This window comes from Psychrobacter sp. APC 3281, assembly GCF_030407815.1.
Lineage (GTDB): Bacteria > Pseudomonadota > Gammaproteobacteria > Pseudomonadales > Moraxellaceae > Psychrobacter.
Window position 1 is genome coordinate 116799 of sequence record NZ_JASDCS010000008.1, and the last position, 22693, is coordinate 139491.

Annotated in this window: 18 protein-coding genes; 4 read left to right on the top strand and 14 right to left on the bottom strand. The window is 42.4% G+C overall.

The annotated features are described in order from the left end of the window. Positions 1-442 precede the first annotated feature (442 nt). Positions 443-844: a hypothetical protein gene (locus tag QL886_RS08625; RefSeq protein ID WP_261868683.1), complete on the top strand. Its 402-nt coding sequence runs from the start codon at positions 443-445 to the stop codon at positions 842-844. Between the two features lie 503 nt (positions 845-1347). Continuing rightward, positions 1348-2514: a D-alanyl-D-alanine carboxypeptidase family protein gene (locus QL886_RS08630; protein WP_160021596.1), complete on the top strand. Its 1167-nt coding sequence runs from the start codon at positions 1348-1350 to the stop codon at positions 2512-2514. Between the two features lie 178 nt (positions 2515-2692). Here the strand turns inward: QL886_RS08630 and QL886_RS08635 are convergent, their stop codons facing one another. From QL886_RS08635 to QL886_RS08690, 12 genes are all read right to left on the bottom strand, one after another. Further along, complete coding sequence (locus QL886_RS08635) at positions 2693-4657, bottom strand: HAMP domain-containing sensor histidine kinase (RefSeq protein WP_290178382.1); 1965 nt, start codon at positions 4655-4657, stop codon at positions 2693-2695. 206 nt (positions 4658-4863) lie between these two features. Then, positions 4864-6285: a ribosome biogenesis GTPase Der gene (gene der, locus QL886_RS08640; RefSeq protein ID WP_290178383.1), complete on the bottom strand. Its 1422-nt coding sequence runs from the start codon at positions 6283-6285 to the stop codon at positions 4864-4866. A gap of 393 nt (positions 6286-6678) precedes the next feature. Further along, positions 6679-7887 carry an outer membrane protein assembly factor BamB gene (bamB, locus tag QL886_RS08645; protein WP_290178384.1) on the bottom strand — a complete coding sequence of 403 codons (1209 nt, stop codon included), beginning with the start codon at positions 7885-7887 and terminating at the stop codon, positions 6679-6681. 146 nt (positions 7888-8033) lie between these two features. Then, positions 8034-8828 carry a tetratricopeptide repeat protein gene (locus QL886_RS08650; RefSeq protein ID WP_191114871.1) on the bottom strand — a complete coding sequence of 265 codons (795 nt, stop codon included), beginning with the start codon at positions 8826-8828 and terminating at the stop codon, positions 8034-8036. A 70-nt stretch (positions 8829-8898) separates the two neighbouring features. Next, complete coding sequence (hisS, locus tag QL886_RS08655) at positions 8899-10188, bottom strand: histidine--tRNA ligase (protein WP_290178385.1); 1290 nt, start codon at positions 10186-10188, stop codon at positions 8899-8901. Positions 10189-10311: 123 nt separating this feature from the next. Beyond that, positions 10312-11427: a flavodoxin-dependent (E)-4-hydroxy-3-methylbut-2-enyl-diphosphate synthase gene (gene ispG, locus QL886_RS08660; protein WP_290178386.1), complete on the bottom strand. Its 1116-nt coding sequence runs from the start codon at positions 11425-11427 to the stop codon at positions 10312-10314. 116 nt (positions 11428-11543) lie between these two features. Further along, positions 11544-12347 carry a helix-turn-helix domain-containing protein gene (locus QL886_RS08665; RefSeq protein ID WP_290178456.1) on the bottom strand — a complete coding sequence of 268 codons (804 nt, stop codon included), beginning with the start codon at positions 12345-12347 and terminating at the stop codon, positions 11544-11546. Further along, positions 12344-13279, bottom strand: coding sequence for a type IV pilus biogenesis/stability protein PilW (gene pilW, locus QL886_RS08670; protein ID WP_290178387.1), 936 nt, complete (start codon positions 13277-13279; stop codon positions 12344-12346). The genes QL886_RS08665 and pilW overlap by 4 nt, the downstream gene beginning before the upstream one ends. Before the next feature lie 211 nt (positions 13280-13490). Beyond that, positions 13491-14720 carry a 23S rRNA (adenine(2503)-C(2))-methyltransferase RlmN gene (rlmN, locus tag QL886_RS08675; protein WP_290178388.1) on the bottom strand — a complete coding sequence of 410 codons (1230 nt, stop codon included), beginning with the start codon at positions 14718-14720 and terminating at the stop codon, positions 13491-13493. A 513-nt stretch (positions 14721-15233) separates the two neighbouring features. Continuing rightward, positions 15234-15665 carry a nucleoside-diphosphate kinase gene (gene ndk, locus QL886_RS08680; RefSeq protein ID WP_057759031.1) on the bottom strand — a complete coding sequence of 144 codons (432 nt, stop codon included), beginning with the start codon at positions 15663-15665 and terminating at the stop codon, positions 15234-15236. A 332-nt stretch (positions 15666-15997) separates the two neighbouring features. Continuing rightward, a complete protein-coding gene (locus tag QL886_RS08685) occupies positions 15998-17287 on the bottom strand; it encodes an adenylosuccinate synthase (RefSeq protein ID WP_057759029.1) in 1290 nt (429 codons plus the stop codon). Between the two features lie 207 nt (positions 17288-17494). Next, positions 17495-18793, bottom strand: a complete 1299-nt coding sequence (locus QL886_RS08690) for an ATP phosphoribosyltransferase regulatory subunit (protein ID WP_290178389.1) — start codon at positions 18791-18793, stop codon at positions 17495-17497. Positions 18794-19281: 488 nt separating this feature from the next. On the opposite strand from QL886_RS08690, the gene QL886_RS08695 reads away from it, so the two are divergent. Both QL886_RS08695 and corA read left to right on the top strand, forming a co-directional pair. Further along, positions 19282-19671, top strand: a complete 390-nt coding sequence (locus tag QL886_RS08695) for a DUF2237 domain-containing protein (RefSeq protein WP_057759025.1) — start codon at positions 19282-19284, stop codon at positions 19669-19671. Between the two features lie 102 nt (positions 19672-19773). Further along, on the top strand, positions 19774-20988 hold the full coding sequence (corA, locus tag QL886_RS08700; protein ID WP_290178391.1) for a magnesium/cobalt transporter CorA: 1215 nt from the start codon (positions 19774-19776) through the stop codon (positions 20986-20988). Positions 20989-21068: 80 nt separating this feature from the next. On the opposite strand, the gene QL886_RS08705 is transcribed toward corA, so the two are convergent. Together QL886_RS08705 and folD are read right to left on the bottom strand one after the other, a co-directional pair. Beyond that, complete coding sequence (locus tag QL886_RS08705) at positions 21069-21587, bottom strand: phosphate-starvation-inducible PsiE family protein (RefSeq protein WP_114700746.1); 519 nt, start codon at positions 21585-21587, stop codon at positions 21069-21071. 99 nt (positions 21588-21686) lie between these two features. Continuing rightward, positions 21687-22565, bottom strand: a complete 879-nt coding sequence (folD, locus tag QL886_RS08710) for a bifunctional methylenetetrahydrofolate dehydrogenase/methenyltetrahydrofolate cyclohydrolase FolD (RefSeq protein WP_290178392.1) — start codon at positions 22563-22565, stop codon at positions 21687-21689. Positions 22566-22693: the final 128 nt, after the last annotated feature.

Consider the following 22693-nt stretch of genomic DNA (forward strand, 5'->3'; position numbering starts at 1 on the left):
TACTCTAATTCTCCAACGACATGACGCCTCAGTCTAACGAAAAAGTATCATTTTGATAGCATGGGCGATTATAACTGAATAATATAAAGACACGAACCCCGTCTTTAGCAAAGTATCACTCTCATCTCATACTAATGATTATATGAGAAAAGTAGCGTGACAAATATTTGTATAGAACGGATGACAACCAGTAGATTAAGCATCGCGTTACAATAAGCAACACCCCACAACAATACAAACCGATGTACTGATACTGAAGTAACGTCATTAGGGTATGCTACTGATATGTTGCTAAAAAATGGTTTTGGCTCACAAGATATCTACACATAAATCAATATTTTATGTGACTTTTGTTTTTTTACCGATTAACATATGACCATTAAATAAAGACGAGCGAGTGTAATACTGAATGAATAAACAATCGATATTATCTATAGCTTCTGTGATAGCAAATACTGCCTCAAAAGTTGGGATTGCAGGACTGATAACGTCTGTTGCTATGCTGTCTCAAGCTTCTAATGCTGCGAATAACTCTGGCACTACCATTCCGCTAGATATGTCTGGCATTAACATTACTAAGCACGAAATTGCGGTGATGCAGGTACTATCAGAGATATGCCCACCAATGCTAAATGGTAAGCAAAAACAGCGGTTCTATAAGTCGTACACTGTGCAGCTGCATGAGCTAATGCCTTCTCTAGAAGATCCAAAAGCAGCTATTCAATACTTATCTACACAGCAAGACTATCGCCAGATACTACAAGGTATTCGTAGTTGGACGATGGGATTCTCAAAGCAAGAAAACAAAGCACTATGTGAAGATTTGGCAAACGCAGATTATTAGATAACTAGCTAGTTTGATTCAATGACTAGTATCCTTTACTTAATGTGTTAATAATAATATTGCTGTTAATGATAATAAAATAAAAGCTATGTATTCTTTATAACATCGGTTAAGCAAATATTATCAACTGGTTGTTTAGGTATCTGTAGCATCAAAGCTTGCTGTCACTTTACTTGTTATTCACAAGCAGTGCAGCAGGCTTTTTTGTGAGCGTTAAATTTTTATTACAGAGACTGGTCAGATGATAGTCACAACAAATATATGATAGGCCTTCATTTTTCTTTTCAAACTTGCCTTATTTTTGTATTTATCGATTCCCCATCGGTAGTCATTTTGCTAAGATAAGGCGTTAATTTTATGTCTATTGTGTAGGCGTTACTATTTTCGTCGATACATTATTTTAAACACTGCATTTAAGACATGCTGCTTAAAATAATGTATGGAAATAGGTACAAAACATAAGCGATAGATACATTTGGTTCCATGATGCGGTGTAATGATATATGACAGTAAAGCGTGTAAAAAATCAGCTGATACAGCTGGTAGTTGGTGTAAGTATCTCGATGAGTGCAGTAGTGGCAAACGCAGCCATTCAACCACCTGAAATGGACAATACTGCCTATGTGTTGATGGACTATAACACTGGCGAAATTTTGGCTCAAAAGAACGCCAATGAGGCGCTGCCGCCAGCATCTCTGACTAAGATGATGACCAGTTATATCATTGAGCAACGCTTAGCATCAGGCGACCTGAAAGAAGATGAACAGGTATTGATGAGTCCAAACGCATGGTGCCGTGGTAGCAGCAGCCAATCTTGTATGTATGTGCCTGTGAACAAAACCGCCAGCGTCATCGATATGCTACGCGGTATTATCATTCAATCAGGTAATGATGCGTCAAAAGCCATGGCTGAACATATTGCTGGTAGCGAAGCCTCGTTTGCAATATTGATGAACGAACAAGCGCAAAAGATTGGCATGGAGAACTCTAACTTTGTCAATGCTACGGGTATGCCTGATGAAGGTCATTTAGCATCTGCTTTGGATTTGTCTAAACTTGCGCGCGCTATTATCAAAAACAGCGGCGACTACTATAGTATCTACGCAGAAAAAGAGTTTACTTATAACGGTATTACCCAAGGTAACCGTAATGCTCTGCTGATTACTGACCCAACTGTTGATGGCTTAAAAACTGGCCACACTGATGCAGCAGGCTACTGCTTGGTTGCATCAAGCAACCGTGAAGGCATGCGTCTAATCTCTGTCATTATGGGTACCAAGAGCCAACAGGCTCGCGCTGATCAGTCACGCGAACTACTTAACTGGGGTTTCGGTCACTTTACAACGGTTACCAAGGCGCCTGCTGGGCAGTTCGTTAGTAAGCTTCCAGTATGGTTTGGAGAAGCTGACGAGGTAGAGCTTGCAACTGGCGACAACTTGCAAATCCTAACCAGTAAAACCCAGAAAAACAAAATTACCACAGTGGTCGACATTCCTGAGAGCTTAGAAGCACCGATCAAAAAAGGTCAGGAAGTTGGTAAAATGATGGCTGTCATTGATGGTAAAGCGGTAGCCTCAGTTCCTATCATTGCAACCAACGATATCGAACAGTCAGGCTTTATGAGCCGTACTTGGGAACATATCGTACGCTGGGTAAAGAATCTTCTCTAAGAGAAACCTTTAAAAAGCAATTCTAGCTAAAACTGTTTAAAAAAAAGACGCCTTAAAATGGGCGTCTTTTTTTATACCTACTGTAATTTAAAAATGCTTTGATACTGAAAAGTCGAAAAATGCTACCTAATAAAATAAACCTAACTAGGAACACGGATTTAGTAAGACAGTACTACGTCTAAACCAACCATTGTTTTAATAGGTCGCTTAACGCTTTGTCCTTATAAGTAGCAATATGACAATAGTCAATGCCAGCTGCTTTTAAACCATACTCAAAACTGCCTACATAGCGCGCCCGATGCTGCGGATACCAATATACCAATAACGCACGATGCTCGCTCTTACTACCCTCATCGCTTTCATACTGACGGATACGTTTGGCTAGCATCGCAGCTTTTTCTGGGAAAACATCTTCACCAAACATCACCATGTCAATTTTCTGCTTACGCATCTCGTCTATGACAAGTTGGTTACCTTGGCGACAAATAATCGTAGCTCCTAGGTATTCCAGTTCCTCTAACAAGGAGCCTGTCTCATGATAGTAATAATAAATAATCGTTAGGCCAGACAATAAGCGCTGCTGTTTTGATTGCTGTTGATTGGGCATCGCTATGGTCAACGTAAACTGCGTACCTACGCCAAGCACACTATCAACATCTATAGTAGCACCCATAAGCTGCGCCATTTGCTTAACTATCGGTAAGCCAACCCCTGAGCCTTCATACTGGCGAGTTTGCGACGAATCCACCTGAAAGAAGGGGTTAAATATATCGTCTAGGTGCTCATTATCGATACCAATACCCGTATCTTTCACGCTAATCTGCCAGCGATTACTCTTATTAAAATGTGTCAGTTGCGACGTAATCGTAACTTTTCCGACAGGTGTAAACTTAATCGCATTGTTGAGCAGTATCGATAGTATCTGATGTATTTTTTCTGAATCACCGTATAGGCTATAGTCTATATGATGAATATTACTGATCAGCTCTAATCCTTTCTGCGTGGCCGTATTTTCAAACTTAGATAATAGATCAGCGATTAGCTGTAATGGGTTAAACTCATTTTTATGAATTCTTATCTGGCCTTTTTGAATCTGGTTCAGCTGTATAATATGATCTAATGACAATACCAATTTATCACTACCACTACTGATAATCTCTACCGCGTCTTTTTGCTCTCTGTTTAGCGCCTCATGATCCAATAGTTGTAAACCACCTACAATTGCATTCAATGACGTTTTTAATTCATGAGAAATCATGCTTTGAAAATTATGCAACTGCACATCAAGTGACATATCTTTATTGTGCAATTGCTGTTCAAAGGCCGCAAGGGTTTCATAACCTTGCCTCGCTTCTTGTAAACGATTAAATAACACAATTAATGCTTTTTTGATTTGGGTCAGTTCTTGGAAATTGAATTGTTGCGGGATGACTGGCAGTTGCTCTAGATTTGCGTTGTTCATGACAATGGCACAAACATCGGTCAATGTTTCGATATCTCTGACTGGCCAATTAAGCTTCCTAAAAATGTATAAGGCAAACATAACAATCAGTACCACTGTTGTTAGCCATAACCACAGGATATTTTGGAACCAATGTAAACGTAGCAACTCTACGTCCATCGTAATATTAATATAACCAATCAATGTGCTATTTTCGGTAACTGTATCAGTCGCCTCATCTGGCGCTGACGATTCGCTCATAATGTTTGATAAAGTCAATGCTAACTGTTGATTGGAATCGGACTTATTGGACGCGATACTACTGGCATCAAGGTCTTTACTAATCACTGGATAGTTGAAACTGACCGTATGCGCAAATAAAGCATTTTTCCAATCAGCAAGCGACTGGTCTATATCTTCAATTGGCTCAGAGGTGGAATAAAAAACAATACTTTGAATAGTCGGCTCATTTTCTAACAAGATATTAACTTGCTCAGCCACAACATCTGCCCCATCTGCAGTCGATGCGCTAGTCGTTAGTAGCGATGCCAACTGTTGAATATGCTGTTCTTTTTCTTGATAGTGATGCACTAAACCATAAAGAAAAGGCAATAAAAAACCTGCCAGCACTGCCAATACGACAGCTTGTATGACAGAACGCCAGATAAGTACGGGGATGGTTTGAAACGAACGGTTGTTCATATCACTCTACTGAGTCGCGTGCAGCTTTCATTTATAGTACAGGTATTTTAAAGATGTGATAAGTAAAACATTTGAGTATTTTTGAAACATTGAGACAGCTATTTATAGGCCCAAACTATAGCGTATGAATAGAAAAATGTCATCGCGCTATCGAACACGATGACATTAATCATAAAGCTAAAGATATAAAGCTTAAAATACGAGGATTAACGAGGCTTTTTATCTTTGGTAGTAAATTTCTGTGATCTATTACGCTCACGTTGACGCAATTGCTGAGCTTTTGCCTTAGTCGGCGTGTCGCTCTTATTCGCATATGGATTGTCGTTTTGCTTCAAGATAACGTTAAGCGGTGTGCCTTCTAGCTTAAACACTTGACGGAATTGGTTCTCTAGATAACGTTGATAGCTCTTGGGAAGCGCACTGGTTTGGTTACCATGAATAACAATAACGGGTGGATTGTGACCACCAATATGCGCATAACGTAACTTGATACGACGACCAGCAACGGTTGGTGGCGGATTGGCCGTCACAGCATCTTGCAAAATCTGGGTCAAACGGTTGGTTGATACTTCAAACATCGAAGATTTATACGCACGTAAAATAGACGGATATAAATTACCGACACCTGTACCATGCAGTGCTGAAATCAAATGTATTTTTACATAAGGAATAAAGCTAAAACGGCGATCCATTTCAAGCTTGATATAGTCTCTTTGATCTTGCGTTAGACCATCCCACTTGTTAATCGCAACGACTAACGCTCGTCCAGCGTCAAGCGCATAACCAATCATATGCAAATCTTGATCCACGATACCTTCGTGAGCATCAATAACAATCACGGTTACGTTAGAATCTTCAATCGCTTGCAAGGTCTTGATGACAGAGAATTTTTCTACTTTTTCATCGATTTTACCACGGCGACGTACACCCGCAGTGTCGATCAAGACATAGTCTCTGCCTTCACGCTGATAAGGAATATAAATACTATCACGCGTTGTGCCTGGCATATCAAATACCACTACTCGGTCTTCACCAAGCAGGCGGTTTACGAGCGTCGATTTACCCACGTTTGGACGACCGATAATGGCAAGCTTTAAGCCTCTTGGCTCTAATATGTTTTCTTGCTCAGGCATATCAGCCGTTAGCACTTCAAGCAAATTGCCTACACCGCGACCATGACTGGCTGCCATCGGATATGGCTCACCCAAGCCTAGTGCATAAAACTCGGCAGGCGCTGCATCATGTACGCCGTCGACTTTATTGGCAACAACATAGACCGGCTTGCCTAATGTATGCAAAAACTTACCAATTTCAGCATCAGCGCCAATCATACCGGCACGAGCGTCAACGACGAATACGATGATATCTGCTTCATGGATTGCTGTATGCGACTGCTCAGACATATAGTCATCAATATTACCGCTACCGTCATCAGCTTCACCGATACCACCCGTATCTACAACGATAAAAGATTTGTCTTCATAAGTTGCATCACCGTACTGACGGTCACGAGTCAATCCTGAAAGGTCAGCGACCAATGCCTGCCGACTTTTTGTGAACTGATTAAATAAGGTGGATTTACCGACGTTTGGACGACCAATTAAGGCGACCACAGGCTTGATACTCATGGGTTACTCTCAGTGAAAGGCACAATGACGGGCAGTACAGTTATTCTTATAACCAGTGACATAACAATAGTAATAGATATGCTGCAATTGACCGTGAATTAAAATGAATGATAGAACAATAGCAAAAATAATAGATGGCTATTTTACGATTAAAAATAGTATATAGGATGGCTTCATTATACCTATTATACATAAATAAGTAGTATATATGGATAGCACATCGGTCGCATAGAGTACGCGAAAGCCTGTGTTTAAACAAGCAATTTACACAAGGCACTAAACGCTGACTAAGCAGCGTTTGTGTTTTATAAATGATAATCAAGAATAGGTTTAAGGGCTATAGTGAAATATTACACTTCATTAATCACCGATAATCACTTATCTATATAGTTATTAGCGCACTAATTGCCAGATAGCAACTTGTCCTGACGTACTTTGAGTCATTAAACGGCTACCTTGTACTTGCAAGTTGGTCAATGCACCTTTTGTCTCTACACGACTAACGATGCTACCCGTAGCAGGGTCAAATAAATGTACTACGCCATCGAAATCACCAATGGCGATATAGTTGCCAATCATCACAGGATTGGTAAGATCACGATAAGCCAATTCATCACTTTCCCATAGTGTCTCGCCACTGTTGCGATCATAAGCAACTACTTTGCCATCTAGACTGGTAGCGATGACTTGCTGAGTATTTACCGCCAATGATTTGAGACTCGCAATTTCATTGACGAACATTACCTGACGCGAGGCCAAATCAATACCTAATAGCTGACCACTATAGCTGATCGCAAACAACTGATTTTTATCTACGATAGGTTTGCCATCGACATCGCTCATGCGCTCAACTTCACTACTACCAGTACCTACACCAACACGTCTTGACCATAGCGGAAGACCGTTATCGACAGTAATTGCATGCAGGCGACCATCAGCTGTCGCCAAAAGTGCCGTCTCATTGTCTAATAAAGTTGGCGCAGCGCTACCGCGAACGCTGATAGCAGGTACTTGAGTTGCGAACTGCCATACTGACTGTCCAGTTTGCAGCGACAGACCGTGTAAGAAACCATCATTTGCTGATAATACCACACGGTTATTGGTAATCAGTGCTGGTGTCAAAACCGAACCTGATAACTGCTGCTGCCAACGCTTTGCACCAGTCGTGCTATCAAATGCCATGACCTTGCCACCACGAGTACTAACGATAGCTGTCTGACTCAATGCATCTACTGCAACACCGCCGGTGATTTGGTCGTCAACATTGATTGACCATACGCGCTCACCTGCACTATTAAACCCTGACAGTTCACCACCGCGTGATGCAGTAACGATTTGACCATTGGCATAGCCAACTTGCAAATCTAGCGGATCCTTTTTGCTGGCTTTTTTATTGCCAACATCGGTACTGAAAACAGGCTGTAGTACGCTAATCGGCTGAGCGATTTGTACCAATTTTACCGGATCATTAACCACAGGCTTAATACCGCGATTACATCCAATCACTGCCGTGCTCATTACTGCCAGTACGGCCACATGCATGACTGTCTTTTTGATAGTCTTGGTGTTTAACATTTTGCTAGAGCGAATAGATTGAGTCATTGTATGTTCTCACTACAGATAAATTATTATTAATTGGTAAATTGGCCAAGCGCAAATTAGTAATCATTAGGTTATATTAAAAAAGAGCTTTGGATGATTACCAACTCTCAATACTATACTACTGACTTAATATCTAGCCTACTGACTTACTGTCCTGCTTCGACAGCGACTTCATTCGAGGTATCCATCACTAGCGACGGCTCAGGAGCAGATGGCTCTTGAATAAGACTGGTTTGCTCAGCAATCGGCTCAGCCGTGATACCTAAGCTTTCCATCTTTAATGCCAATACTGCGCGCGTTTCTTGACGGCTACGTAATAGCTCCCACGCATTGCTATAAGATTTAATCGCTGAATCTTTATTGTCTTGCGCTAAGTAAATATCTCCTAGTAGCTCCTGCTGGCTTGCTTCAAACGAGCTTGGCATGTCATTGTTTGCTTCTGACAGTGCAGCATCTGTATCACCTGCGGCCAATAAAGTTTTTGCATAGCGTAAACGAGTAATCGCTTCTAGACCAGCATCACCCAAGTCGATGGCCAATGCTTTTTTGAATGTCTCAGTCGCTGCTGCAAAGTCATCATTGTCTACTTGCTGACGTGCCTTTATCATTAGCGCTTGCCATGCATAAACCGACTCACCATGCGTGCCGACCAAAGTATCAATATCTTTGTCTAGTTGGCTACGACTTTGGGTAAGTGCTTCTTGAGCCTCTGCTTCTAAATCTGGGTTTTGCGAGGCCAGTTTGACCTCTTCGTTTAGCTGCTGAATATCAGCATATTGATCGGCGGCGACGGTATCTACTCGCGCATGGTTGTTTTGCCAGTACGTCCAACCAAAATAGGCGGCCAGTGCTAACAAAATCGCAGTGACGATATAACTACCATATTGCTTTAGCGCTTGCATGGAGTTATCTGCATTCGGCGAATTAGGTGTCAGAGCCATATATATTTACCTGATAAAATTTACATTAAATTGCTAGTGCGACAAACAAAGCTGATTAGTTAAAAACTGACTAGCGAAGAGAAAAGTTATCTTTATTTGATAGCCAATCTTGGGCGACCGTCTTTTGCTCACCTGTCTGCATGTCTTTAATACTAATCGTATTATCATCCAGCTCTTGCTGAGCGATGATGACTGTCAATGCCGCGCCTGACTTGTCCGCCTTCTTCATTTGCGCTTTTAGACTCGTGGCACTGGCCATCTTTACTCGTACATCTGGACGACTGCGACGCAAGTTCTGTGCATAGCTTATACCAGCACTATATACCTCAGGATGGGCCACAACGAATACATCACAAGCAGGTATATCAGCAATCGGCGCAACTGCTTCTATGAGTAGCAATAAACGCTCAAGCCCCATTGCAAAACCAACACCAGGCTCAGATTTTACTGGTTTACTGCCATCTGTACCGATTGATTTTAATTGCCCTACTAGCCCATCATAACGACCACCCGCACAAACGGTAGCTTGACTTCCAAGCTTATCTGTTACCCACTCAAATACCGTTTTATTGTAATAATCAAGGCCACGTACTAAGTGCGGATTGATTTCAAAATCAATATTAAGCGCAGTCAGATAGGCTTTGACTTGCTCAAAATGCGCCATACTCTCTTCACCCAAGAAGTCAGCAAGCTTTGGCGCATCTGCCAATACTGCTTGCGTACTCGCTTCTTTGCTATCTAAGATACGTAAAGGGTTAGTCGTTAAACGACGTTTGCTGTCTTCGTCTAGCTGGTCTTTTTTATCAGTCAAATAAGTAACCAATGCTTCGCGATAAGCATAACGCTCATCCAGCTCACCCAAACTGTTTAGTTGCAAACGCATCTCATTGTTGAGGCCTAGCTCTTGCCACATCAGATGAGTCATCGCAATCAGCTCAGCATCAGCATCTGGTAGTGCACTACCGAAGCTCTCGACACCTAACTGATGAAACTGACGATAGCGGCCTTTTTGCGGACGCTCGTAGCGGAACATCGGACCGATATACCAAAGCTTGGGCGTGTCACCACGTAGCAAGTTGTGCTCGATAACAGCGCGTACTGCTCCAGCTGTGCCTTCAGGACGTAACGCTAACGGCGTTGGTGGCTCAGATTTATCCGTAAAGCTGTACATTTCTTTTTCGACGATGTCAGTCGCGCCGCCAATAGCACGGGCAAATAGATCCGTTTGTTCAACGATAGGCAAGCGAATATGCTCGTAACCATACCTACCAAGTACATCAGCCAATATCGCTTCTAAATGCAGCCACTTTGCTGATTGGTCAGGCAAAATATCATTAAAACCTTTGATAGCTTTGATCATGGTACGGTCGTATCCTTAAATGTTTAACAGGTATTCTATTATTGTTTTCTATATATTCAAATAAGCGCTATATCTGATTGATACTGTGACGGTATAGCCTAACGTATCAATCTATTCTATGGCTTATTTTACGCGAATGATTTCATTTTCACGTTTTTTTGCCAAATCTTCTGCATGGGCGCGAACCATACCTTCTATTTCATCAACCAGATTGCCTGTATCGATAAGGTGGCTTTTTTCACCCATACGATAGACCAATGATCTAGGGGCAGCACCAACGATACCGATATCGGCCTCTTTTGCTTCTCCTGGACCATTCACCTTGCACCCAATCACAGATAGGTTCATCGGTTCACGAATATCTTCTAGACGCGACTCTAACGCTGTCATTACTTTAATCACGTCAAACTCTTGACGCGAGCAGCTTGGACAGGCGATAAAGTTTACGCCGTTCGAGCGGATATTAAGCGATTTTAGAATATCAAAACCAATCTTAATCTCTTCTTCAGGCTCAGCGGCTAATGAGATACGAATAGTATCGCCAATACCGTCTAGCAATAATCCACCTAATGCAATAGCAGATTTGACAGCGCCCGTACGGTAGACACCCGCTTCCGTCACGCCCAAATGTAATGGGTTATCAATTTGCGCTGATATTAAACGATAAGCATCCAATGTCAAAAACACGTTGCTGGCTTTGACAGATACTTTATATTGGTCAAAATTAAGACGCTCTAAAATATCAATATGGCGCATTGCCGACTCTAGCATCGCCTCGCCAGTTGGTTCAGTATACTTGCGCTGTATGTCTTTTTCTAAAGAGCCAGCGTTGACGCCAATACGAATAGGGATATTATGATATTTGGCACAAGCGACCACTTCACGTACTTTGGCATCGCTACCAATGTTACCCGGATTGATACGTAAGCAGTCAGCGCCCGCTTCAGCAACGGCCAAAGCGATTCTATGATCAAAATGCACATCAGCGATCAAAGGCACGCTTACCAGTTTGCGAATTTCACCAAAGGCCTTGACGGTATCCATCGTTGGCGTTGATACGCGCATTAAATCTGCACCAGCTTCGACACAACGCTCGATTTGAGCGACAGTCGCTGCTACATCACAGGTGTCAGTGTTGGTCATGCTCTGTACGCTAATTGGTGCATCACCACCAACCGCGACATCACCGACATAGATTTTTTTGGTCAGACGACGATTAATAGGTGATGGCATTGACATACATAAATCCTTGAATCAAAAATAGAAAAGCCCTAGGCCTTTGTACATATAATATAAACCAGCTAAATCAGCCTACACATGTGCGCTTTATTCAAATTTGGCGCTTATGCAACTGACTATGGTGCCAATTCAAAAGTAGCTTGCTTATCTGTTGCATACGTATCTAACGCGACTGGTTGTTGATTGAGCATCAAGCTAACATTATCGATATTATCAATTTGCACATTAAACGGTGGCATACCTGACAAGTCATAGTTACCTGCAGACTGAGAGCCGCTTATTAAGCTGTTTCCAGAAGAATCCGTGATACTAACCACAGCATCACTCGTCAATACAAGGTTTAGGGTAGCAGTCGTTGCAGCATCACCTAGATTCAATGCAGAGCCAGAAGCACCCACGCCACTATTGATAGCGGCACCTTGGGCTTGCTCTATCGCTGACATGTCTTCAACAGCTGATACAGGCTCTTGGGTGTTTTCTTTGCTAGCGTTACTTACCATGCGGAATAGGAACACCGCCAAGATAATCAATCCGATAACGCCTATGATCAATAGCGGGTTAAAGCGGATACGGTTATGAGTATCACGCTGCAAAGTCCCCATTGGGCGCAGCGGCGTATCGATATTGCTGGCTGATTTGGCCTTTAATTCATTAGGATAGGCGGCATCGAAGCTACTAGCGATTTTTGCTGAATCTAAGCCCAAATATTTGGCATAGTTAATCGCAAAACCACGAGCAAATGCAGCCTGTGGTAGCTCAGCGAAGTTTTCGCTCTCTAGCGCTTCTAGATGACGCTTTAGAATGAACAGCTCAGCCGCCGCTGCTTCTAAAGTTACTTGCTTGTTTTTACGGGCTTGCTGCAACACGGCACCAAATGATCCCTGAGCGTTAGATTGAGTGTTAGATGATGGGGTGATCATTTCCATGGTGCCTCTGGATTGTTAAGCCAAGTCTTAAGTTGTTTTGCTTCATCACTTAGTGGATAAGCGGATAAAAGCTGCTGTGCCAATTGCTGGCGCGTTGTTATATTATTTTGTGCTGCTGCAAGCTTGATACCTTGTAAGAGCAAGCGCGGGCTAATACCCTGCCCCTGCACCAATATCAGCGTCTCATCATACAGTCTCTGTGCCTGCGGTACACGCTGTTGGTCGAGCAGCAAATCTACCAATTCGATATGAGCAATGATGCTATTACGATTGCCATCGAGTGCCCGTAAAAATGCTTTTGAAGCGGCACTATTATCACCTAACTGTAGATAAGTACGACCTAGATTTTCTAGCGCGCCAATACGGCCTTCATAGCCTAGCGTCGCCCCTGCAATCTCAAACTGTTCTGCTGCTTCACGATAGCGCTTTGTCTGTGACAGATACACGCCATAATTATTGTGTGCTTGTACAAAATCTTTATCTAGCGAGATTGCTTTTTTGAAGTATTCATCAGCTTTGGCTAGATTGATACGGCTGCCTTCTTGCTGCAACAAAACGCCCATCATATCATAGGCTGGCGCATAACGGCTATCGGCAGCAAAGGCTTTTTCGAGCTGCTGCTGCGCGGTATCAAGCTCATTTTTTCGGATGTATTGCGCGGCAAGTGAGGTACGTACACGGGCGATTTCCTGCTGATCTAAATTTCGATCGTTGCTAGCGCGCGTAGATGTTTGATAAGGAGAGTTACCTAGCAAATCATTAGTCGGGGTAGTCTGACAGCCACTTAATACAAGGACGCCAAATACTGCCGACAGCACTGCACGCTTTGGCAAAGCGGTTTGGGCAGCACTGATACTCGACTGCTTATAAAATTTAGAAAATGATTTTTGATATTTGAACTGACAAGAATTTTTAGAAGTCATCATAGCCGCCATCATAAAACTGGGATTCAATGCGTTCGATCTTCGAGGCCTCAGTTTAATAGATTTAACCCCTATAAGTACAATTTAGTTGTTATTAATTGCCACGTTCTGCAATCTTGGCAGTCATTGCTACATTTTCTTACCATTGCGACAGACAAAAGACAGCTAAAACGCTATACCAGTCGAATATAACGTTTATCTTCTAGAGAACGTGCTAAACGCTTTCACGATCTTTGATACTCTGCTGCCACGCGGCTGAGCGTCTAGTACGATCGGCGACTTGTCCAACTAACTGACCACAAGCGGCGTCAATATCATCACCACGTGTTTGACGAATCGTACAAACAAAGCCAGCTTCACTCAATATATTACTAAACGCATGAATACGGTTGTTGCTTGATTTGTCATACGGTGCATGCGGGAATGGGTTGAACGGAATAAGGTTAATTTTACTTGGTAACCCTTCTAATAGCGCAACCAACTGATGGGCATGCTCATTGCTATCATTGACCCCGTCAAGCATCACATATTCAATCGTAACGTGTTTCTTGTGACGTGGATTGACATCATAGACATAGTTTTTTGCCGCTGCAATCAGCTCTTCTAATGGATATTTCTTGTTAATTGGTACTAACTCATTACGCAGCTCATCATTTGGTGCATGCAGTGAAATGGCCAGTGCTACATCAATGTCTTGCGCTAACTGATACATTTTCGGGACGACACCAGAAGTCGATAACGTGACGCGACGCTTTGACAGTCCATAAGCATGATCGCTTAGCATCAGCTCCATTGAGCTTACGACAGGTTTATAGTTCAATAGCGGCTCACCCATGCCCATCATCACCACGTTGGTGACGTTATTTTCCCATAGGCTATGGTCGACGTTTTCTAAACTTTCATTTTCATCTGTCATATATGACGCATTAGCGACCCATAACTGACCGATAATTTCAGCCGCACTCAAGTCACGCTCAAACCCTTGCTTACCTGTACTACAGAAGCTACAGTCTAGTGCACAGCCTACTTGAGAAGACACGCATAATGTCTTACGACCATTCAACTTGCTATCATCTGCAGGGATAAGCACTGTCTCAACCAACGAGCCGCCAGTGACTTCAAATACCCACTTACGCGTACCATCATCACTATATTGACGATGAATCACTTTGGGCGGTACCACACAAGCATTAAGTGATAATTTATCGCGCAACGATTTACTCAAATTGGTCATTTGCTCAAAATCTGTCACGCCATGCTGATAAATCCACTTAATCACCTGAGTAGATCGAAATGGTTTTTCACCAATACTCTTGAAGTAATCAGCCAGTTGCACTTGCGTCATACCCAATAGGTTGGTTTTGGCATGTGCCTCATCTACTAGCTTAATGCTATCAGTAATCTTAGCAGGTACGTGCTGAGTAGGTGCTTGAACAGTTGACATAATAGGTAACCTTTTTGCAGAAGCTTAGATAAGCGGTGCAATTATTTATATGGGCTTTGCCATACATACATGAGTGCATGAGCAATCCGCTATGAGCGCAGTTTTTCGAATTAATGAAAACATGCTGATAAGGGATTGATAACGCTAAGTAAAATCAATAATGAGGCAAGTCACTAAGAATTTCAATGAATAATATAATTATAGAACTCTAAAGCGGATACAAAGCAGCCGACTGCAGATTGTATAAGTAGTACATCTGATGAGGGTAACGCCCCAGCAGTTTAGTAATTCTTTGATTATAGGATTACTATAATAGCTAAAACGGCCTATACCCATAAGATATAAGCCGTCTCGCAAACCAATTATAAACAATCAATGTCGTAAATAATTCGTCTATAGTCAATCAAGTATAAAACTTATACCGGTAAGATCAGTCTAAATCGTAGCTGTCTTATTATAGCAGTTACCTCAAACAAATCGAATGCCGTAAAAGCCTATAGTTTATTTACTATATTAGCGTGTACGTGCACAAACTTCATCATCGCTGAAGAAGTAGCTGATTTCACGTGCTGCTGACTCAGCTGAATCTGAACCATGTACTGCGTTTTCATCGATGCTGCTAGCGAAGTCAGCACGGATAGTGCCTTCAGCAGCTTCTTTTGGGTTAGTTGCACCCATGATTTCACGATGCTGAGCGATAGCATTTTCGCCTTCTAGTACTGATACCAATACTGGACCTGACATCATGAAAGATTTTAGGTCGTTGTAAAATGGACGCTCAGCGTGCTCAGCATAAAAACCGCCTGCTTTTTCATCATCAAGTTGTAGCATTTTAGCTGCAACGATTTTTAGACCAGCTTGTTCAAAACGACTATAGATAGCGCCGATGTGGTTGCCAGCAACTGCGTCAGGTTTGATGATAGATAAAGTACGTTCGTTAGCCATGAGAAGCTCCTAATAAATGATAAATTCAATAAAATATGAAAAATTAATGCGTTGTTTTAGCTTTAGCCACAATGTTGACTTGGACTGTTTTACACAACTCATGGTATATCAGTGTATAACCATAAGCGCCAACATCGGATTGCTGCCTATTATAATGATTAAGGCCATAAATGATAGGGTTAATTTATGACCATACCTTGCATAAAAGTAAATTTATTGTGCATTAGTCGTTGATAATGCTATAAGTTCTAACAAAAGCAAAAACCCCAACGCTTAGCATTGGGGTTTTTTTATTCATACTAAAAACTATTTAATTAAGTTTATAGTAAAAACTAAGCGTCGTACGGATCACGCAATACGATAGTCTCTTCGCGATCAGGACCAGTTGAGATAATATCAACTGGGCAACCAATCAGTGCTTCGATACGTTTGATGTATTTTTTAGCGTTTTCTGGAAGCTCATCATAGTTAGTGATACCAACGGTAGACTCACTCCAGCCTTGCATGGTTTCGTACTTAGGCGTGACTGACTCATAGAATTCAGCATCATGCGCGCCTGCACACTCAGTCTCAGGTAGGTTATAACCCACACCGATTAGCAACTCTTCAAGACCATCTAGTACGTCAAGCTTGGTCAAGCAGATACCTGACATAGAGTTAAGTACTACTGCACGGCGTAATGCTTCAGCATCGAACCAACCACAGCGACGGGCACGACCAGTCGTCGCACCAAATTCATGACCGACTTTGGCTAAGTGAGCACCAACATCATCGAACAATTCAGTTGGGAACGGACCACTACCAACGCGCGTGGTGTACGCTTTGGTGATACCAAGTACATAGTCTAAATACAATGGACCGATACCCGTACCTGTTGATACACCGCCAGCAGTTACGCTTGAGCTGGTTACAAACGGATAAGTACCATGGTCGATATCAAGTAGCGTACCTTGAGCACCTTCAAACATTAGGTTTTTGCCAGCTAGACGTAATTGATTTAGGTCTTCAGTTACATCAGTAACCATACCTTTAATCTCTTCTTTCCACTCTTTACAAAGCTTAAGTGTCTCATCAAAATCAATCGCTTCAACTTTATAATACTCAGTCAGTTGGAAGTTGTGATATTCGATTAGGTTACGTAGTTTTTCCTCTAGATCTTCACGGAACAAATCAGCAAGTTTAATCGCACGACGTGCTACTTTGTCTTCGTATGCAGGACCGATACCGCGACCTGTTGTACCGATTTTACCGCTGCCACGCTTGGCTTCACGAGCTTGGTCAAGTGCCACGTGATAAGGCATGATAAGTGGGCAATTAGGAGAGATACGTAGACGCTCACGTACTGGTACGTTGTTGTCTTCTAGCTCTTTCATTTCCTTTAGTAGTGCGTCAGGTGCTAACACCACGCCATTACCGATAAAGCAAGTGACGCCTTCACGCAAGATACCTGATGGAATCAAATGCAAGACAGTGGTTTTGCCATCGACAACCAACGTGTGACCAGCATTATGACCGCCTTGGAAGCGGGCTACTGCTGAGGCTTTTTCGGTAAGTAAATCAACGATTTTACCCTTACCTTCGTCGCCCCATTGGCTACCCAAAACTACAACATTCTTACCCATGATCAATCCTTACCTTTATGTATTGAGGTGTGTGCAATAAAAGCTGAAAATTAAAATGACTTTCTTAGCTATATCTTTTTATCTCAGTGCCTCATGAAATAGAAACACTGAGATATCTAACAAATAATTTTACGTTCTCGTAATCTGTACTGAATAATTTTGGCTACGTGCGCCGCGTGCGCCATTCAATAGCCTACTACTAGACAATTAAACAGTTTGTAGCTGCCATTGACTGTCATCAGCCATGCTCAAACGATGCGTCACATCATCTGGACTATCCTGTGCATCTAACGGCATAGTGACGCGATAGCCTTGCTGACGTAGACTCTCTACTTGTTGCAGTAGCGTCTGCATCTCATCTGTATTTGCATTAGACAAAGCGGCAAAATCAACCAAGACAATAGTTGGCGCATCTAACTGTGTATGAGCCAGCAATCGGCTAACATCCATACTAAAGCCCGTGGCCGCGCGTAACGCTTGCGTCTGGCTTTGCATACCATCAAAACGACCACCACGTACTAGTGGCTGCGTTTCGCTATTGATATAACCATTGAAGACGATACCAGTATGATAGTGATAACCTGATAGCTCAGTCACATCAATACTGACTGGGCACTGCCATTGGTCTTGTAGATAGTTTTTCAGACGCTGTAGCTCATCAATTGCCGTTGCGATTTGGCTGTCTTGTTGTGCGGCATCTGATAATTTGGCTAATAGGTTTGCAATATCATGACCAAAGCGTGCTAACACATAAAAATCATCACCCATTGGCAAAGCACGGCAAACACGCTTAAGCTCTGGTAGGTTTTTATTAGCATATAAGTACATCAATTGCTCAGTATCACTGTCTGACAATTCAGCCAATTCAGCCAAACGTTTGAATATCGCTACGTGACCCAAATCGATATGAAGCGCTGCACTCATATTGAGTTTATTTACCATCGTAAACAGCACGTCTATCAGCTCAATATCTGCTGCTAGTGACGCACAGCCAAATATCTCAGCACCTAACTGTAGCGGGGTACGTGAACCAAATAGACCTGATGGCAAGGTATGAATCACATCACCAACGTAACAATAACGCGCAATACCCGTACCGCCATGATGCGCATCTATACGTAAAATCTGCGGGGTAATATCAGCGCGAACGCCCATTAGACGACCCGTCAACTGATCGATAATCTTAAAGGTTTGACGTTTCAGATCTTCTGACGCATCACTTAGTAAAGACTCAGTAAACTCGATCATCGGTGGACAAACCAGCTGATAACCATGAGTAATAAGCTGCTCGATTAACTGATGTCTAAGCACTTCTTGCTTATGCGCATCTTCAAACAGGACATCAACCACCCCATCAGGCAATAGCCAACTATTGGCAACATCACTGCCAAAGTTACTCAAATATGGCATGCGATTGGGTGCAGCACTGTTTTCGGCAGGCTGAGACACTGTTTCGTTGGTAGAATTTGGCTGGGCAGGTTTTGCAGAATCAGAACTAACAGACACAATAAATCCTTGTTTGGCGTATCGCTTACCAAAAACGCGGTACTGATGCGGTACTTAAAGGGTGATTTGCCGAGTATTGACGCTGTGTGTTTTTATTTTTAACGCGCAACATCATTGACCCAATTATTTATAAACAAACCAGGTAACCGCAAAAGGGTGAATAATAAGTATAATTTAGAATGATAAGACGAGTATCTTTATGCGCTAAAAAATTGCGACAAATAATCAAGGCACTTTATGCTTTAGTTTAGCATAGCACTCAAGGTTCGCCTAGTGACAATTAGCCACAATCACTATCTAATTACAGTTCAATTGCCGCTTATTAGCTTAGCAGGTGTGACAGTCATCATTGATGTATTTGACTCAATATTGGGCGAATAGCCGAGAGGTTTATTTTTTGTTAACCATAAGATAATGAGCGTGATTACGGCAGCGTCATCAACACATACTCATGATACACTAACACATATTTTTAACTCGGAAGCCTTATGTCATCTGATTACCACCCAAACCCTGCCATCAACCAAACCAATGTCTTAGGCACCGCACTTGCCAGCTGTTGTTTCGATCCAATTACTGGCTATTATCGCAATGGTTTTTGTCATACTGGCAACCATGATGTTGGTCAACATACCGTCTGCGCCAAGATGACCAGCGAGTTTTTGAACTTCTCTGCCAGTCGCGGTAATGACCTGATTACCCCACTACCTGAATACAACTTTCCTGGTCTCAAACCTGGTGACTACTGGTGCATCTGTGCGCTACGTTGGGTTGAAGCATTGGACTTTGATATTGCACCTCAGATAAAGCTAGAAGCGTGTCACGAAAGCCTATTGGCATTGGTAGATATCGATACGCTAAAAAGCTATGCCCTATAGAAATCTATGCCCTATAGATAGTATTGGCACACGATAAAACCGTAGCAGCGTTCACAGTATATTTGGATTATTGAAGTTTTTTATTATATGACAGGAAAGTATATGGAAAATGATAATAATCAATTGATTAAAAAAACGGCTCATATTGCCCCTGATTCCAATATGAATCATATCTATGCCAATATGAGCGACAAGCACCTCTATTTGGACGATGATGATAGCTATATCTATGGTGATGTGGACGCCACTACTGAAGATACTATTGAGACCATGACGGTCTACGATCCTGACTCTGAACGCTATGAAGATATTGATTCATCAAGTGCAGGCGAAGTGGTCAATTGCTACGCTTATTCACGTAAAACAGGTGAGAATCTTAATAGAGTGGCGCTCAACGATGTGAGTCGTACGCTAGGGAACAACGGTCAATTTATTTGGCTTGGGCTATATGATCCAAGCTTAGAAACCATGGTCAAAGTAAAGGAAGCCTTTGACCTGCATGAGCTAGCGATTGAAGACGCCTTTGCTGATCATCAACGTGCCAAGGTCGAAAACTATGATAATGATATGGTCTTTGTGGTGCTACGTACGGCCAAGCTAGAAGACAATGTCATTCGTTATGGTACTACTGCGATATTTATGGGTAAAAACTACCTCATTACGATTCGCAATGGTCCGTCAAACTCTTATGCGCCAGTACGTGAGCATTGTCATCGTCGCCCCGAAAAGCTGCGTATGGGTCCTATATTTGTACTGCATGCTATCCTCGATTTTATCGTTGATAACTATATGCCGATTACCGATCGATTAGGCCGTTACTTACGCGAGCAAGAGCGCTACGTATTTACCTCTGAGTTTGATAAGGGCACCCTAAAAAACCTCTACGAGCTCAAGTCACAACTGGTACATATGCGTGCCATTATATTACCTGTGCAAGACATCTGCAGCTTTTTTATCAATCATAAAAAGAGTGAGATTGTCTCTGGGTTTTCTCAAGCCGCTAAGCCGTATTTTCGCGATGTTAACGATCACCTATTGCACTCCCTAGATGCTATTAATGGTCTCAATGAAATGCTGAGCGTGGTGATGAATACCTATATGGCGATGGTCAATATGGGTCAGAATGAAGTCGTGCGTAAGCTCGCTGCATGGGCAGGTATTTTAGCAGTGCCGACAGCTATCGCTGGTATCTATGGCATGAACTTTGACTTTATGCCTGAGCTGCATTGGAAGTATTCTTACCTTGTTATTATGGCCATTATTATCGCCTTATGTAGCTATCTGTACTATAACTTCAAAAGATTGAAATGGTTGTAATACCAAATGCCATCCGTAAAAAAAGAGCAACCACTGGTCGCTCTTTTTTTATGTTGCTATCTTTTTGTATTGCTATCTAATTATTCACGGCGATGCTTGGTATGGCTATCAGGCGCTTGAGCATTATCAGGCAACAGTGCTTTAACCGTTAGGTTTGCATGCTGTTTATCGAGATTATCCTCTGGCCGACCAAAAGTTTTTGCTGTCCAAGTTAATACTACGATAGAGCCACTTAATAGCATGATGGCCACAGAAATTGTCGCTAGCAGCCATAAATGGAAATAGTCTGAAACTGCCTGTACATCAACCACCAAATGTCGTGATAAGGCCGTTATGGCAATAAATATCAAAAACTGTACTGGCAGACGGTGGGTTTTAAAGTAGATACCTATCATGGCCAGTAGCTCAAGATAAATAAATAACATCAATATGTCTTTTAGATCTGCTGAGCCTTTTTGAATAATACCAATGAACTCTTTTCCTGCGGTCCAAACGACAACCACACTGATTAGAAATAAAATAACGTAATGACAGACATCGACAAACTCTCTACCAATACCTTGTAGTCGTTCATGAACACCTACGTTTTTTTTAGCCATGTTTAGGTCCTATCAACTGAAATGTGGTTGATTTAGCCTGAGTCTATGTTATCTCAGGCCCCTTATATATCGGCAATCAGTATTCGTATGACTATTTTTTTAGCCGTTATTCAAACCCGCTGATTTTTCAGCAGCATCGACCGTTTGGCGAATAAGCGTGTTGATAGTCATCGGGCCAACGCCGCCTGGTACTGGCGTATAAGCGCTGGCAATGTTTTCCATGCCTGTCATTTCGATATCACCAACACCGCCATCATCTGTCGGATGAAAGCCTGCATCAATGACAACCGCTCCTGTTTTGATCCACTCCGCTTTAATCAGCTCAGGTACGCCTACTGCACCAACCACGATATCTGCACGCTTAATATGCGCTGCCAAATCTTGAGTTCTTGAATGGCAGATCGTCACCGTACAGTTAGCATTCAATAGCATCATCGCCATTGGCTTACCTAGTATAGCACTACGCCCTACGACCACTGCTTCTTTACCTGATAGCTCGATATTATGATGCTCTAACAAATGCATGATGCCCTGCGGTGTACATGATCCATAAGCTGACTGCTGCATGGCCATACGACCAAAACCAAGACAAGTCACACCATCGACGTCTTTTGCTAAATCAATCTGCTCAAAACAAGCACGCTCATCGATATGCTCAGGAACCGGATGCTGTAGCAAAATGCCGTGTACATCTGGATTGCTATTTAACTCATCTATCTTTGCCATGAGCTGCTCAGTGGTCGTGACACTCGGCATCTCAACGCGTATAGAGTCCATGCCAACACGCTTACAGGCGTTGCCTTTCATACGAACATAAGTAGCAGAGGCTGGATCGTCACCAACCAATATCGTCGCTAAGCTTGGGGTGCGGCCAGTCTTTTCCTTAATCGTATCTACGCGCGTGCGCAGATCCTGTTCTATTTGTTTGGCAAGTGCTTTGCCGTCCAAAACGGTGGCGGATTCTTGGGCAGTAGACATAGTAACTCCAATAGAGGGTACGATATAAAAAAATAAAGACAGCGCGCGCAAATACTTTGCATGCCTGTCCTTTGCTTCGTCAATCTTTGACTAAGAGTAATATTGTACCTGTGTACGCTACAAAATCC